Annotated in this window: 14 protein-coding genes; 7 read left to right on the plus strand and 7 right to left on the minus strand. The window is 54.7% G+C overall.

The window, feature by feature from the left end:
• Positions 1-2,022, minus strand: a complete 2,022-nt coding sequence (locus tag AVO41_RS01800) for an EAL domain-containing protein (protein ID WP_068581719.1) — start codon at positions 2,020-2,022, stop codon at positions 1-3.
• A 522-nt stretch (positions 2,023-2,544) separates the two neighbouring features.
• Between AVO41_RS01800 and sdhC the strand changes: the two genes are divergently transcribed.
• From sdhC to AVO41_RS01825, 5 genes are read left to right on the plus strand one after another with little or no spacing between them, the layout of a single operon-like run.
• Positions 2,545-2,952, plus strand: coding sequence for a succinate dehydrogenase, cytochrome b556 subunit (gene sdhC / locus AVO41_RS01805; protein WP_068581722.1), 408 nt, complete (start codon positions 2,545-2,547; stop codon positions 2,950-2,952).
• Complete coding sequence (gene sdhD / locus AVO41_RS01810) at positions 2,949-3,308, plus strand: succinate dehydrogenase, hydrophobic membrane anchor protein (RefSeq protein ID WP_160326772.1); 360 nt, start codon at positions 2,949-2,951, stop codon at positions 3,306-3,308. Before sdhC ends, sdhD begins: the two co-directional genes overlap by 4 nt.
• Positions 3,305-5,113, plus strand: coding sequence for a succinate dehydrogenase flavoprotein subunit (gene sdhA / locus AVO41_RS01815; RefSeq protein WP_068581729.1), 1,809 nt, complete (start codon positions 3,305-3,307; stop codon positions 5,111-5,113). Before sdhD ends, sdhA begins: the two co-directional genes overlap by 4 nt.
• 13 nt (positions 5,114-5,126) lie before the next feature.
• A complete protein-coding gene (locus AVO41_RS01820; protein WP_068581731.1) occupies positions 5,127-5,843 on the plus strand; it encodes a succinate dehydrogenase iron-sulfur subunit in 717 nt (238 codons plus the stop codon).
• Between the two features lies 1 nt (position 5,844).
• Positions 5,845-6,144, plus strand: a complete 300-nt coding sequence (locus AVO41_RS01825; RefSeq protein WP_068581734.1) for a succinate dehydrogenase assembly factor 2 — start codon at positions 5,845-5,847, stop codon at positions 6,142-6,144.
• Here AVO41_RS01825 and AVO41_RS01830 read toward each other — a convergent pair.
• The gene (locus tag AVO41_RS01830; RefSeq protein ID WP_068581736.1) at positions 6,092-7,456 is read right to left on the minus strand and encodes a sodium:alanine symporter family protein; all 1,365 of its coding nucleotides are present in this window, start codon (positions 7,454-7,456) and stop codon (positions 6,092-6,094) included. The two genes, AVO41_RS01825 and AVO41_RS01830, sit on opposite strands and share 53 nt — an antisense overlap.
• Before the next feature lie 81 nt (positions 7,457-7,537).
• The gene (locus tag AVO41_RS10920; RefSeq protein WP_068581738.1) at positions 7,538-9,685 is read right to left on the minus strand and encodes a methyl-accepting chemotaxis protein; all 2,148 of its coding nucleotides are present in this window, start codon (positions 9,683-9,685) and stop codon (positions 7,538-7,540) included.
• 240 nt (positions 9,686-9,925) lie between these two features.
• On the opposite strand from AVO41_RS10920, the gene AVO41_RS01840 reads away from it, so the two are divergent.
• Positions 9,926-11,110 carry a GGDEF domain-containing protein gene (locus AVO41_RS01840; RefSeq protein WP_153003452.1) on the plus strand — a complete coding sequence of 395 codons (1,185 nt, stop codon included), beginning with the start codon at positions 9,926-9,928 and terminating at the stop codon, positions 11,108-11,110.
• Positions 11,111-11,161: 51 nt separating this feature from the next.
• Here AVO41_RS01840 and AVO41_RS01845 read toward each other — a convergent pair whose 3' ends face one another.
• From AVO41_RS01845 to AVO41_RS01855, 3 genes are all read right to left on the minus strand, one after another.
• Positions 11,162-11,500, minus strand: coding sequence for a type II toxin-antitoxin system PemK/MazF family toxin (locus tag AVO41_RS01845; protein WP_068581744.1), 339 nt, complete (start codon positions 11,498-11,500; stop codon positions 11,162-11,164).
• The gene (locus tag AVO41_RS01850) at positions 11,491-11,703 is read right to left on the minus strand and encodes a DUF2281 domain-containing protein (RefSeq protein WP_153003453.1); all 213 of its coding nucleotides are present in this window, start codon (positions 11,701-11,703) and stop codon (positions 11,491-11,493) included. Before AVO41_RS01850 ends, AVO41_RS01845 begins: the two co-directional genes overlap by 10 nt.
• A 163-nt stretch (positions 11,704-11,866) precedes the next feature.
• Complete coding sequence (locus AVO41_RS01855; protein ID WP_068581749.1) at positions 11,867-13,594, minus strand: GNAT family N-acyltransferase; 1,728 nt, start codon at positions 13,592-13,594, stop codon at positions 11,867-11,869.
• A gap of 141 nt (positions 13,595-13,735) precedes the next feature.
• On the opposite strand from AVO41_RS01855, the gene fetB reads away from it, so the two are divergent.
• On the plus strand, positions 13,736-14,536 hold the full coding sequence (gene fetB / locus AVO41_RS01860) for an iron export ABC transporter permease subunit FetB (RefSeq protein WP_068581752.1): 801 nt from the start codon (positions 13,736-13,738) through the stop codon (positions 14,534-14,536).
• Positions 14,537-14,569: 33 nt separating this feature from the next.
• On the opposite strand, the gene AVO41_RS01865 is transcribed toward fetB, so the two are convergent.
• On the minus strand, positions 14,570-15,949 hold the full coding sequence (locus AVO41_RS01865) for a 4Fe-4S binding protein (protein WP_068581755.1): 1,380 nt from the start codon (positions 15,947-15,949) through the stop codon (positions 14,570-14,572).
• Positions 15,950-15,958: the final 9 nt, after the last annotated feature.

The raw sequence follows: 15,958 nt of genomic DNA on the forward strand, positions 1-15,958 counted from the left end.
TCAGCCGTAATCTTCTTTCAGTTGCGAAAGGCTTAAAGCGCGACTGAAAAAATGTCCTTGAAACAGCAGCTCGCTGGGCATGGCTCTCAGAATATCGAGCTTTGTTTGGCTGTCAACAAATTCGCAGATCACGGGCTGTAAATCAAGCTTACGTGCCATGTCGGTGATGAATGAGATCATTTGACGGCGTTTCTGTTGAGATTCGATGCGATCCAGCATGGTGCCGTCAAGTTTGACCACTTCCACAGTGTTTTGGCTGGCTAAATCAAGCAAGGAGGAAAAGTTGGAATAACCACTGCCGAAGTCATCAATGGCAAATTTCACGCCGGTTTTGTGTAACTTTTGCAGGGTGGCTTCATGTTTGATCGCTTCATGCTCAGTGATTTCAAGAATGAGCGACAGCCCGTTTTGCTGGCAGCAATGGAAAAGGGTGTTGATCCGCTCCAGGGCAGCTGGGTTGCCAAAGCTCGAAGGGTATAAGTTGACGCTGATTTCAGGCGTGATACCGCTCAAATGCGGCAGGGCGTCAAGCAATAAAGTCAAGACGATTAAATCCAGTTGCTGGGTGAGTTGGTATTCTTCCACCAGGTGGATGAAACGTCCGGCTTCAACCAGCTTGCCGTTCCCAGCGGGCAACCGAACCAAGCATTCAACCAGTTTGCAACGATTGTCAGCGGTAACGATGGGTTGAAAATGCAGCTCGAATGCGCCCTTTTCCAGGGCACGTTGCAGACGGTGTAACAATTTCTGGTCCTGTGTGATTTTTTTGGCGTAGTGGTTGAGCTGAGAATGAGTGATGGGCGACAGGCTGGTGAGTGAGTCATCCGTTGCCAAGTAGCTGAACAAAATGCGAAACTGATCCACGGTGATGAAGGTTTCCAGGTGGGCCAGCTCAAACCAGTGAATGCGCAGTTCTTTGTCAAGAGGCAGTTCCGTTTCTTGTTCGATCTCGCTCACAACGGCTTGCATTAACTGTGTTTGATTCAATTTTTCGTCACGGTTGCCAATCAGCACATGCAGGCTGTTTTGAAACGTCTCGCTGATGTAGTCAATGCGAAGCGCTTCAAGCTGATGGAGTAAGGTGCGTTTGAAGCGTTCCAATAAGGCCTTTTTGTGATGTGAAAACACGCCGGGGCTGCTGACGAGTCCTTCGTGAATGACCAGATAGTAATGCAATGGTTCGATCAGTTCGCGTTGGCTGACAAGAAAGCGCAAAAAGTTTTCATAGGCATTCTGTTGGTACTCGGCCAGACAATCATTCAAATAGGTGTCCAACATCAAAAAGCTCTGCATAACCTGTTCAAAGTGAACCTGTGCCCGGTAATACTCTTTCAGTTTCCAGTGAACGTAGGTGATGTGCGCTTCGTTATGAATCTGTTTGTGCGTAAGCAATATTTTATGGGCCAGCTCTTCGCGGTCACTGTTGGCTTCAAAAATAACCATTCTTGCTTCGAGGGAATTTAGCCAGTCAGCAAAGGGGCACAGGGCGTCATCCATTTGGGGCGATGTGTTAAGCGCGCCAAGCAAAAAGTCACACAACTCGAACAGCCATTGCTTGTGCTGTTCCATCATGGGATGGGCAAAGCGGCGTCGTGTCAGAATGTGTTTTCGCCACTGAGCGACGGAGGCATAGAAAAAACCTTTGGCGATGGCCTCTCTGGCTTTTTTGAGGTTGGTGCTTAGCGTGGCCGGGTCGACCAGGGATTCCAGCTTCGGTAAGTTGGAAATCATGAAATGTTGGGCCTCGTCCAACAATTCGAAGACGTCGTGAATCGCTACATGAAAGTCGGTAATCAACCTCTGGCCTTGTGCGTCAAGCCACTCTAAATCGGCCTGGTCGAGCGTGGACAGACAGACTTTCTGCAGCCAGTCACGTTCGCTGCGCATCAATTGAATCAGATTCTCGGACGTTTTGACGTTGTGCTTGAGTGCCGGGTGCTGCACCAGGTGCCTTTCCAGATTGAGCGTGATTTCGTCAAGCAGGTGGGACAATCGGTCAGAAGAATCGTTTGAGTGAGACATCGCTTCACCTCAATGTAGCACAGCGGTTGATCTGTTTTGGCACACTTCGTTGCGCCTGCTTTTTCTGCCTGGTAAAGCGCTTGATCCGCTCCTTTCAATCGTTGGTTGATGTTTTTGGATTGAGTTGCGCGACACCTAAGCTGAACCGGACCGATGGATCACAGGGTGTTGTGTTAAGGCCAAGGGCTGCAGACGGCTTCAATAGTCGGGCTCCGCCTTGGCTTCGGCATCGAATCCATTTTCAATATTATCATAAACGATTTTCTGTCCCAGAGGACAATCAGGTTTGCCTGGTTCAAGCGTTGTGTTTCTGATGAGGTGTCTTGGAACCTGTCAAACAATCCGTTTAAAAACCTTAAGATCATGACAAGAGACCGGTTTTTCGCGTAAGATTAAATGGTGTCTCAGGCTAATGGTTAAGTTCAACCCAGCTATGGGCAAGAAGGTGGTCGTCTCAAGTGCGCTCGGGCACTTGAAAGAACGGTTTGGATGGATAAATGACCAGGAGTCAGGTGGATCATCATGTATCAGTTCCCCGATAAACGCCCGGTGCTGCGCAACCCGTTTGCGTTTCGCTACCCGCTGAATGCTTTGCTGTCGATTATGCATCGGCTGTCGGGGCTGGCGATGGTTCTGCTGGGTGGTCTGGCGTTTGTCTGGGGTGTCTGGCTGGTGACGGTGCCTGAGTCCTTTGAGGCGTTGATGCGTTGGGCTGCGAGCCCCTGGGCCAAAATCGGCTGGACGCTGCTGGCACTGAGCTTCTGGTGGCATTGGCTGACCGGGTTGCGACATCTGATCGTTGAGCATCAAGGTTTTGATCACCCGTCCAAAGCTCAGGCAACGCGACAGGCCAATCACCGCTCTGCTTTGGTTCTGATTGGTGTGTTTGTGTTCGGTGCGGTATTGATTGTGCTGGGGGTGTGGCAGTGACTCGATTATTGACAGGGTTTCGGGCTCACCTGTGGCAGCGCGTGAGCGCTGTTTGGCTATTGGTGTATGTGCCACTGGCCGTGGCTTATCTGGCGTTTCAGCCAGTCTCGTCGCATGCGGCGCTGATGGGGGTGCTCAGCCAGCCGCTTTTTTGGGTGGCCAGTGTACTGACCATCGGTCTGCTGGCGGTGCATGCCTGGGTCGGTGTGCGCGATGCGATTCTTGACTATGCTCCCCGCCCACGTGTCGGGTTATGGTTGATGGCGCTGGCCACGATGCTGGCGTTTTGGGTTGGGTTTGCGTTGTATGCGGCCTGGCGGATTCTGGTCGAAGCCAATGAGGGTGGCCTGTTATGAGTTTGGCGGAGCTGGATAATCCGGCGCAATGGGACATTTACCATTTTGATGCGGTGATTGTGGGAGCCGGTGGCGCGGGGTTGCGCTCGGCGCTGCAACTGGCTCAGAGCGACCAGAACGTGGCGGTGGTGTCCAAGGTGTTTCCGACCCGTTCGCACACGGTGGCGGCACAAGGCGGCATTAATGCCGCGCTGGGGAACCTCAGCGAGGACAACTGGCACTGGCACATGTATGACACCATCAAGGGCAGTGATTACCTGGGGGACCAGGACGCGATTGAGTTCATGTGCCGGGAAGCGGCAGAAATTGTGCGTGAGCTGGAGCATTTTGGTGTGCCGTTTTCGCGCACCGACGCCGGTACCATTTACCAGCGACCTTTCGGCGGACAGAGTCAGCGCTTTGGCAAATCTCAAGCCACACGAACCTGTGCCGCGGCCGATCGGACCGGCCATGCGATATTGCATACCCTGTATCAACAGAATCTGAAGGCGGGCACGACCTTTTTTAACGAAGCCTTTGCCGTGGATCTGGTCAAAGACGCGCAGGGCGAGGTGGCAGGCCTGGTGATTCTGGACATTGCCCGGGGCAAGGTACAACTGTTGCGTGCCCGCTCGGTGGTGCTGGCCACGGGCGGTGCCTGTCAGCTGTTTGAAACCAACACCAATGCCAAAATCAATACCGGCGACGGGCTGGCAATGGTGTTGCGGGCTGGCCTGCCGCTGCAGGACATGGAGTTCTGGCAGTTTCACCCCACCGGTGTGGCGGGCAAGGGTATGCTGTTGTCCGAGGCGGCGCGGGGCGAAGGCGGGGTTTTGCGCAACGCCGAAGGCCGGGCGTTTATGGTCGATTATGCCCCCAACGTCAAAGACCTCGCGTCGCGCGATGTGGTGGCGCGCGCCATTGCGGTTGAAGTCAAAGAGGGGCGGGGGTGTGGACCGAACAAAGATCATGTGCTGCTCGATCTGACTCATCTGGATGCCGAGGTGATCAAACAACGGTTGCCCGGTATTCGGGACATTGCGCTGACGTTTTTGGGGCTGGATATGTGCGACAGCCCGGTGCCGGTTTACCCCACCGCACACTATATGATGGGCGGCATCCCCACGGATTTTCACGGTCGCGTGCTGACGCAATCGGTTCAGGGTGAGGCCACGCCCGTCGCCGGCCTGTACGCCATCGGCGAATGTGCCTGCGTGTCGGTGCATGGCGCCAACCGTCTGGGTGGCAATTCATTGCTCGATATTGTGGTGTTCGGTCGGGCCGCCGCGCGCCATCTGCAAGCGGCGTTGGCCGGGCCCAATACGCGGACGCAGGCTGATTCGCCGTTGGATCTGGCGCCGATTCAGCAGCGTTTGGCTCACTGGCAACAGGCGGTGTCAGACGAGGCCCGATCCGAGGACAGTGTCGCCGCCATCCGGCGCGATCTGCAGGCAGCGATGCAACAGGATTGCGGGGTGTTTCGCACCGAAGAAACGCTGACGCAATTATGTGCGTCGCTGGCGGCTTTGCAGGCACGCCTGAAGAAGGTCTCGTTGCAGGATGCCAGCGCGGCGTTTAATCTGGAACGACTGGAAGCGATGGAGCTGGAAAACCTGATGACGCTGGCCACCGCCACGGCGTATTCGGCGCTGGCTCGCAAGGAAAGCCGCGGCGCGCATTCGCGCATGGATTATCCGGATCGGGATGACCAGGCCTGGTTAAAACACAGTCTGTATTTTCTGCAGGACCACCGCCTGACCTACAAACCAGTCAACCTGACACCACTGACAGTGGACGGGTTTGAGCCCAAAGCCCGCGTTTATTAGTGGAGGTCATGTGATGCAATTTTCCATTTATCGCTATCAGCCGGAATCGCACGACGAACCTTACATGCAGTCGTTCGAGCTGGCCGATGATCGGATCAATGACGACACCATGCTGTTGGGCGCACTGGAAATGCTGCGCGAGCAGGACCCGACGCTGACCTTTCGCAGCTCCTGTAAAGAAGGGGTGTGTGGCTCCGATGGCATGAACGTCAACGGGCAGAATGTGCTCAGTTGCATCACCCAGGTCAAGTCCCTGCCCGCACCGGTGGTGATCCGGCCTATGCCGGGGTTGCCGGTGATTCGTGATCTGGTGATCGACATGGATTTGTTTTACCGGCATTATGAGTCGGTCGATCCGTATTTGCAGCCGACGCAACCCAATCAGACCATCGACCTGGACCACGAGTTGCTGCAAAGCCCGCAAGAACGTGAACGTTTGGACGGCAGTTATGAATGTATCTTGTGTGGCTGTTGTGCCACCAGTTGCCCGTCTTTCTGGTGGAACCCGGACCAGTTTCACGGCCCGGCGGCGTTACTGGCCGCGCGGCGCTTTGTCATCGACAGTCGTGACATCACCACACGCGACCGGTTGGAAAAACTCGACGACGTTTACAAAACCTTCCGATGCCGCAACATCCAGAACTGCACCGCCAGTTGCCCCAAAGGCCTCAACCCCAGTCAGGCCATCAACGAACTCAAATCCCTGATGCTGAAAAAGCAAGTCGACTGACATGGCGCTGTCGCAGATCGAACGCTTGAAAATGCTCCGTCTGGCCTGTCGTCGCGGTAACAGCGAAACCGAATCACTGCTGATGGCCTATTGGCAGAACCTGTTTGCCATGGCCGAAGAATCGGGCTTGAATGAGACGCGGCTCACGCAGTTTGAGCGCCTGCTGCAGGTCAATGATCAGGATTTGATGCAGTGGTGCCTGCGACCCGACACCGCGCCCGACGAATGGCAGCCCATGCTCGAGGCCATCAGGGCGGCGTATCGGAACGCATCTGAAAGTAACGTCTGGCCTGCGCCTTGACGTGCGGCGCCAGCAGCAGGGTCGCGGTCATGGTGGGGATGGCCATCAAGCCGTAAAAGCCGATCAGAAAATAAAACACCACTTCAATCGACAGCACCGCGCCCAGAAATACCGTGAGCAGATAAAGATATTTAAAGACGGCAGCCTTGTCGGCGCCGAACAGATAGCCAAAGCATTTGTGGCCGTAATACCAGAAGGTGATCACGGTGGTGAGGCTGAGCACCAGCACCATGACCGAGACGCCCAGTGTGCCAAACAACCCGATGCCCTCGCCAAACGCCTGCAAGGTCAGGTCAATGCCGCTCAATTCGGTGTCGGGCGTGAGCACGCCGGTGGCCAGAATCACCAGCGCGGTGGCTGTGCACACGATCAGGGTGTCAATGATGGGGCCCAGACTGGCGACCAGTCCTTCCCGAATGGGCTCGTCGGTTTTGGCGGCGCCATGCGCCATCACTTCGGTGCCGATCCCGGCTTCGTTGGAAAAAGCGCCGCGACTGATGCCAATGATCATCACGCCCAAAAGCCCGCCATAAATCGCATCCGGTGACCAGGCCTGGTAAAAAATGGTGGCCAGTATGCCCGGCAGATCGCTCGCATGCTGAGCCAGCACACTGACGGTCATGATCAGATAGAGGATCACCATGCTTGGCACCAGTGTGACCGCGACCATGGCCAGTCGCTGCAACCCGCCCCAGATCACGCTCGCCACCAACGCCATCAGCAATGCCCCAAGCAGACTCAACCAGACCCATTCCGGCAAGGCCATCGCCTCAGCCGGTAACTGGGTGGTGATGACTTCGGTGAGCTGATTGATCTGAAAGGCGGGCAGGGTGCCCAGCAACCCGGCGATGGCAAAAAACACCGCCAGCGGTTTCCACTGTCGGCCCAGTCCCTGCTCGATCACATACATGGGGCCGCCCTGAAGCTGACCGTTGGTGTCGTGGCCGCGGTACATCACGGCCAGCGAGCCGGTAAAAAACTTGGTGGAAATGCCCACCAGCGCAGACAGCCACATCCAGAAAATCGCGCCTGGCCCGCCGGCTGACAGCGCCAGCGCGACCCCGGCCAGATTGCCCAATCCCAGGGTGCCGGCCAGAGCCGCCGACAAAGCCTGACGGTGCGAAATGTCACCGGCGGCGTTGGCACGGTCATAACGGCCGGTCAGGATGGCCAGAGAATGGCTTAAATGACGAAACGGATAAAACCGGCCCTGAAGCGTCAGCCAAAGACCGCCGCCGACCAGCAGAATAATCATGGGTGGGCCCCAGATCAGGCCCACGGCTTCCTGCAGAAATTGGGAAAGGGGCTGCATACCAACTCAATCAATTTAATGTTCGTGTCGGTTATGCTAACGGTTTTGGCCGTCCGTTGGAATGCGAACGGCGCAAAGTGATCAGATGACCTTGAATTGGCGCGAATAACTTTCCACGTCTTTGGACATCTGACTGAGGCGCTCGCCCGATTGGTTGACCGACTCATTGCCTTTGACCACTTCGTCTGATTCATGGGTGATCAGTTCGACCTTGTCGCCGATCATGGCCACGGCCTGTTCGTGCTCTTTGAGGAAGTTCTGAATCTGCTCAATCGCCTGGGTCACATCGTTGGATTTGCTTTCCAGACCTGCGACGGCATCGCCCGCGGTGTGCGCCAGATCCACGCCCTGTTGCATCTGTTCAATGCTGTTTTGCATGTCATCGCCGACTTTGCCGATCATGGTCTGAATGTGACCGATGACCTTGGAAATCTCCTCGGTGGATTGCGAGGTGCGCTGGGACAGGCCGCGTACTTCGTCGGCCACCACCGCAAAGCCGCGTCCGTGTTCGCCTGCGCGGGCGGCTTCGATCGCGGCGTTCAATGCCAGCAGGTTGGTCTGTTCGGCGATGTCTTCGATGGTGTTGACGATGCCGCCCACGTCCTGCGACATGTGTTTGAGCGCTTCGAAGTTCTCGGTGGCGGTGGACACGCGCTGGGCCATTTCGCTCAGGCTGTCGGCCGACTCGTGCACAGTGCGTGAGCTTTCGATGGCCGCATTGCGCGAATCTTCCGCCAGATGATGCACGCGATCGGAATGATCCGAAATCTGCTCCATCGCACGGGTCAGTTCTTCCACGGCAACGGCCACATTTTCGGTGGCTTCTTTCTGGTTGATCGCAGTTTGGGTAACCTTGTCGCTCTGCTGATCCAGATTTTGCGCCGCGTCGCTCAGATGCTGGGCGTCGTAGCCCAAATCATAAATCAGCTCACGCAAACGGGTTTGCAGCTTGGTCAGGGCATTCATCATGCGCCCAGATTCGTCCTGTGCCATCACCGGCGTTTCAAAATTCAGATCACCCTCGGCAATGCGCTCGGCTACAGAGACGGAACGCTCCAGTCGGCGTGACAGACCGCTGGCCAGGAACCAGACCGCCACCAAGGATGCCGCGATCAGAATGATCAACGCGCCCTGCACCACCCAGAAATGGTGGGTGATCGTGGCTTCGACCTGGGCCAGAGGCACCGACACTTCCAGTGCGCCGCGCACATCGCCCAGCTGCCAGTCAGTTTTGGGTGAATCCGGGTGGCTGTTGTGACAGGCCACACAGGATTCATCGGTCATGATGTCGGCGACCGCATAGCGAAACACCGGGGCACCGTCGCGTTCTTCGATCTGATAAAACGGCTGGTCGGGGTTGGCTTTAAGCTGGGCCAGCGCCGTGGTTTCAAACGCATCCAGACGGGTTTCGTCTTGGGTTCGGAATTTGAACGGGTCCTGACTGAACAGGCGAAGTTTGCCGCCGTCGTCGCTCATATTGCTGAGCGCCCGCATGAAACTGGCTGGCAGCGGCAGGCTCAGGCTGTCTTGCTCATGGCTGATGCCGATGCCCGCTTTCTGACCCACCGGAATCACGTGTTCGGAATAAAACTGACGGGCATTCTGCGCGTTTTGGATGCTCGAAGTCGCCGCGGCCTTGCCCGCCTCCATGATCACACGGTCACGCAATGCCGAGCCCTGTTGCCACAGCAAGGCGATCACCAACAGCCAGATGGTCATCAGCGGCAAAAAGATTTTGGTTTTCAGTGGCAATGCGGACAGTTTTTGGCCCCAACGCCAGAACACCCCTTTTAGTCCCTGAGGCACCACACGCCCCTGGTCCAGGGTGACATCATCCTCTCGGTTCATGCGTGCATACAGACGTTCGGCGGCACGAATTTCTGCCTCCGACGGTTGCACGCGAAACGACAGATAACCGTTTTGGATGGGAACCGCGGTGGCTTTGACCCAGTAATAATCACCGTTTTTGCGACGGTTTTTAACCAGGCCGCGCCAGAATTTACCGGCCTTCAACGTTGTCCAGAAATCACGAAAGGCCTCTTTGGGCATAAACGGGTGGCGCACCATGTTATGTGGATTGCCCAGCAACTCCTCGGATTCATAGCCAGACGCCGCTTCAAAGTCCGGGTTCACCCGATTGATGGTGCCCACCTTGTCCGTGCGGGTGATGATGGCCTTGTGCTCGCCCAGTTTGTATTCGTGTTCGTTGGTCTGTTTGTCTTGGCTCATGGTATGTCCTGCCACGTCGCGGAATTGTCATAAAAACCACAGTTTTGTGGTGTTTTTGTGACCAAAGCAAAGGGCGGGCCAAAAACCATTTGTGCTCAAGGTGTTTTTACCAGGCCTGCCTAGTCAGGTAGTGTGATTGGTGAAATGGGTGCGGAAAAAAAGAATGTCGTTACTCAGGGAGGACGCCACCGTCCTGAAACGATAGAATACAAGCTCTAGCAGACGCACGGGGAGCTTCCTTTGAACCAAAAACCAAGATCCGTTCAAAACATTGCCTTGCACGCCATGTCGTTGTCAGCGGTTCTGTCATTGATTTTTCTAGGGGTGTTTTTGTTTTTTTGGGGGCAGAAGGTCTTAACCAACCATGTCACCGATGCGTCGGTGTCCAACTCCAAAGCCATGATGGTCGGCCTGCAAGCGCTGATGAAAAAAGGGGCCGACTCGGAAGAGCTGCAAAAGCTGGTGCGTGAAATGAATCAAAGCTTTTCGCAAATGGACATTCAGCTGGCCACCACCGATTTCAAGAAACTGGATTCTGTGGAAGTGGTTCGGTCGGAACAAAACATGACAGTGCATTACCCGGTGAAGGTGGAAAAGCAATGCATCGCATGCCATACCGAGGAGACGGTTGGCAGTCAAAAAGCGTTGATCACGCATCAATTTCCACTGTCGAAGGTGGTGTTTTCCTTGACCGATGTGATGGTGCTGTTGGTGACGTTTACATTGATTTCATTTCTGATTATGTTTGCGCTGACCTTTCTCTACCTTCGGTTCTGGGTGATTTCGCCTCTGAAGGACCTGAGCCATTTTATTGATCAGATTAATTCGCATGATGAACTGGATTACCTTTCCAAGCGGACAAACATCTATGAAATTGAGCGAATCAGACATGCCTTTAACCGGTTGGGCAAGGCGCTCAGTGATTCCTATGGCAAGACCGTCCAGGCGGCTCACTTTGATGCCTTGACCGGCGTTGGCAATCGCAGAAAAATGCTGGATGAATTGGTCGAAGAACTCAAGCAGGCAAGAGAAAGCGGGTCGCCGTTTACGATTTTTTTAATGGATTTGAATCAATTCAAACCCATTAATGACCAATACGGACACGATGTGGGCGATGCTGCTCTGGTTCACTTTGCCACCCTTTTGAAAACGCATTTCAGCGAACGTGGTCAGCTCTTTCGGATGGGAGGCGATGAATTTCTGCTGGTTTTAAACAATACGGATCAAACGAATGTTCCCAACATTAAAAAACAGGTTCATGATCTTTTGAGCGAACATCCGCTGGAAGAGGGCGCTTTCAAACAAACCTTGCAAACCAGCATCGGGTCGGCAACGTACCCGGATAACGCGACGGATGTGGACGCCCTGATCAAGCATGCGGATATGGCCATGCTTAAAGATAAAAATGGGCTGGCAGAGGCGTGACCGATTTTCACAATGCGTGACAGAAGAAAAATGGGTGTCCATTTTTCTTTATTATTGTCGGCATTCAAAATAGTTGCAAAAGGCGTGGAAAATCTCATCCATTTTTTGCGGATTGACTTGTCCGTAACGCTTGAGAACGACCTGCTTTGAAATGACGAACGTTTTGCGAATAATGAGTTTTGAGGGCTTTGGCAATGACCCCAATAAAAATTCACGGTTGTTGATGGGCAGCTCATCGCTATGTTGAATGCTTTTGGAGCTGATCGGGATGCCAATGAAATCATCAAATGGCAAGTTATCCTTGTAGACCATAACAGGGCGGTTTTTGGCCTGTTTTGCATCGCTGAAATAAAACTGGCACAACACAACCTCGCCTTGCTTTACTTCCATACGTCATCTTCCTCTGACCCAAGCCAGTCTTCAACTTGTTGAGCGCTGTGATTGGAAAACGCCTGGGTTTCAATGGCATCGCCGTTATTTGCGTATTTCTGTTTTAAAAACAAAAAGAAATCAATGATCTCCTGCTGCGCATGTTCTGGCAAGCTTTGCCATTCTTGCGTTGGTATCGTCTGCATGGCACGCTCCTTTTGCAAGTGAGTGATCCAATCTACCACAGATTATACACAAGGCGGCTTTTAGTCAGTCATGAATGAAAAAATATGGGTGTCCTTTTTTACGATCACCCACAGCCCATAGTGCTGAGGCTTAAATTTTTACTAAAAAGAGCTCTTGTAACCAGGCCTGGTTAAAAGTGGATCAGGCTGACAGTTCACCGATATAGCGCTGGAATTTTTTGGGTTTGATCTGTTGGATGTCGACCAGGATCAGGGCGTCGATGCAGTCGCCGAAGTCTGGGTCGACACTGAAGTCGATGAAGCGCATGCCGCCGGGTTCGCACAGCTCGGCGTATTGTTTGAACAGGGTAGGCACCTTGACTTGATATTGATCGAGCAGGCGGTTAAGTTTTTTGTAGGCGTCTTTGTAGTCGCCCCGAAAGCTTTCTTTGGCCAGTTGTTTGACCTCGTCGGAGGCGCGAAACGGGCGTTTGCCCACGGCCATGTTGGCGTCGTCGCCAAACTGTTCGCTGAAAAAAGCGACGATCAGTTCTTTGGCCACTTGCGGGTAGGCATCGGACAGGGTGACCGGCCCGTAAAAGTAACGAATCTCGGGGTGGCGTTTGATGTAGGCGCCGATGCCATACCACAGATAATCCAGACTGCGTTTGCCCCAGTAGCGCGGTTGCACAAAGCTGCGCCCCATTTCCAGTGACTGCGGCAGGCGCTCGATCAATGCCGGGTTGAAGTCAAACAGGCTGGGGGTATAGAGCCCATCCATCCCTGAGCGTTCCAGAATTTGCGCGCATTCGCCGATGCGGTAAGCGCCCACGATTTCCAGTTCCTGATCGTCCCACAACACCAGATGCCGAAATTCGGCATCATACGCATCCAGATCATAGGATTCGCCGGTGCCTTCCTCGACGGTGCGAAAGGTCAGTTCGCGCAGGCGGCCGATTTCGCGCATCACGGGGGAGTCGGCTTCGTAGTCGAACAGGACGATTTTTTTGCCGTCGGCGGTTTCGCCCAGCAGCTCGCCGTGGCGCAGGTCTTTTTTCAGCGCGCTGCGATCCACCGGATGCGCCAGGGTGTTTTCGGTGTCAAACGGGCATTTGCGTGCCGCTTTTTTGGGGGTGGCCAGCCGATAGACGTGTTTGCGCATCAGCTTGGCGATTTTCTTGTCAGGCAAATCCAGTTCGGCCACGGCTTTGAACGGTATCAGGCGACCGATGTGAAACGCGATCTGCTGGTCGTTTTTATTGAACATCTCCTGCACCAGCATCAGGGTGCCGAGCGGTTTGTAAACCGAAGAAAGCCCATAGAAAAGGGCCGAGTTACGGGCATCGATATTGATGGGCAGGATGGGAGCATTGGTTTTTTTCGCCAGTTTCAGAAAGCCACTTTTCCATTCGCCGTCGCGCACGCCACTGGGGCGGATGCGCGAGACTTCGCCGGCGGGGAAGATGATCACGGCTTCGTCATTGTCCAGCGCCTGAACCATGGCTTTGAACTGTTGTTTGTAGCTGGCTTTGGCCGAAAGGTTGTCCACCGACAGAAACAGCGATTCAAACGGCTCAACCTTGGACAGCAGTTCGTTGGCGACGATGCGCACGTCCGGGCGCACGCTGCGCACCAGCTTGAGCAAAGCCAGACCGTCCAGGGAGCCGATGGGGTGATTGGCGACGATCACGACTCGCCCATGCGCCGGGATGTTGTCGAGCTGGCGGTGGTTGACCTGGTAGGAAAAGTTAAAATGCTCTAAACTTTTGTCCAAAAACGCAAACCCGCGCAAATGCCGGTTGTGTTCGATGAAGGCGTTGATCTGATCTTCGTGCGTCAGTTTTTTGAGAAAACTCAGCAGCGCGCCGGAACCGGGCTTTTGTTTGAAGTCGGGGTATTTGTCGAGAATGGTGGCTTCGATGTCGAGCATAAAAATAACCAGGCCTGGTAGAAATTCATCAATTGGGTGAGTATGAATCAGTAAAGTGACCGTCTGATGACGGTTGAGTGAGGGTTTTATGAAACCGGTCGAGCGCACACATACAATGACCAAGCAAAAGGATGCCGTGGCATGGAAATGATTACCCTCACCTATTGGGATTTGGCTGGCTTGTCGCTGATCACGGTGTTCGCCGGTGGCCTGTTGTTTTTGAATGGGTTTGAGCACACACGTCAGTTGGCGGTGGCCTCGGTGCGGATGGTGGTGCAGCTGTTGCTGATGGGCGTGTGGCTGAGTTGGGTGTTTTATTCCGACAGTCTGTTGCTGGTGGGGCTGGTGTCCGTGATTATGATGACCTTTGCCGGTTACGAGATTCTCAAGCGCCAGACTTACCGCTTTCCCAAACTGGGTTCTTTCTGGGTGGGGCTGATGTCGCTGTCGATGACGGCGCTTGTGCTGACACTCGGCACCTTGATCTTGATCATTGAGCCGGAGCCCTGGTTTCAACCGCAGTATGCGATCCCTTTGTTGGGGATGATTCTGGGCAACAGCATGACCGCCATCGGGCTGGGGTTGAATACGCTGACGCAAAACGCGGTGCAGCAAAAAGACGTGATCGAGGCGCAGCTGGCGCTGGGCAAGTCGGCCCGGGAGTCGATGGCGTTTTTAAAGCGCCAGAGTCTGCACACGGCGTTGATCCCGGTGGTCAACATGCTGGCCGCCGCGGGCGTGGTGTCTCTGCCCGGGATGATGACCGGCCAGATTCTGGCGGGCGTGGACCCGATCGAAGCGGTCAAATACCAGATCATGATCATGTTTCTGGTGGCCACGTCCACCGCCACGGGGGTGATGATCGCTCTGTGGCTGGCGCAGAAGCGATTGTTTGACACACGCGATCGGCTGGTGGTCGAGTGCCTGGTCAAAAACCCGTAAGAGGGCTTTCGCCTGAGCGAAACAAAGGTTGCCTCAGTGGCCGGAAGGAATCAGGGCCCGAAACACGACCAAAAACAGATAAAACCAGATGATGCCGCCACTGATCAGCCAGAGTGTGGCGCGCTGGAAACCGGACACCGCTAAGTATCCAAGACGTTTGTGCAGCACCCAGAGCGCCCAGATGACCGCGACGTAATTAAACAGACCAAACAGGTGAACCCAGCCATCGCGAAAGGTGGCCAGCGGCTCGGCGGTGGCGGCACTGCCGACCAGCCAGTAACCGGCATTCATCAAATCTGAGGCATAGTGCAGAAAGAAAAAGCTGCCAATGTGACTGAGCGCGCCAATCAGCATCAGAGGGGCCATGAATTGACCGACCGATTGGAAATACGTTTTGACCGGCATTTGGATCAGTCTGGCGCTGATGGCAAACGTTCCCCAGACGATGGCAAAAGTGAGGGTCACCGCCATGGTCAGGGCGACGACGCCGACCCAATCCAGCATAGGTACGGGCATCATCGCTTCCAGCCACTGACCGGCCTGCACCCAGGGCAAATCTTCCTTGATGGCCGAGTGGCCCAGCGAATGGTGAAAACGCATGGTGATCGAAATGACCGCCAACAACCACACATAGACCCACACGTTCATCGGCTCTTTGGCGGTGCTTGGCTGCGACAGTTGTTTTGATGGTCGGGTCAGAGTCAGTTCCACCGCGTTGCAGGCCTGGGCACAATCCATGCAGAGGGTGCAGTCGCCCATCGAATTTTTCTTTTCAAAAAAGTAGGGACGCAGGTTCCATTCGCAGGCCTTGGTGCAATCAAAGCTGCGACAGGTTTCGCAGTGGGTCTGATCGGTTTTGAGTTGGGCAAAGCCCACTTTGCTGAACGCGCTGGTAACGGTGCCGATCGGGCACAGGCTGCTGCAGTAAGCCATGTTGCGATAGCGATAAAACATGACCCAGGCAAAGGTCGTCAACACCAGAAAAAAAACGGCGCTGACCCACGGGGTTTTGAGGACGTCTGGAAAGGCATAAAGCGGCACCCAGTAAGCCATCAGGAGCAACCCGAACCCGAGCCAGCGATTTTTCAGCCAGCCCGGCAGTGGCTTCTGGGGGCCGAGACGGTTAAGGTATTTGCCCACAAAGCTGTGGGGGCAGATGCCGCAAAAGACGGTGCCCAGTGTGGCCATGCTCACGATCAGAAAAAACGGCCAGAACAGCGACCAGAAGAGCGCGCCGGTGTATGGGTTGGTCTCCTGAGTCGGATAGACCAAACCAAAATAGATGGCCGAGCCGAGCAGGGCGAGTACGATCAGGCGCACGCCCAGCATGATTTTGCTGTTTGTAAAAAACCAGCCGATGACCGGCCAGCCCAACAGATCGTTTTTGCGACGGGTGCGATTCACCTGATTCATGGCCTGGCT

This window comes from Thiomicrospira sp. WB1, assembly GCF_001507535.1.
Lineage (GTDB): Bacteria > Pseudomonadota > Gammaproteobacteria > Thiomicrospirales > Thiomicrospiraceae > Hydrogenovibrio.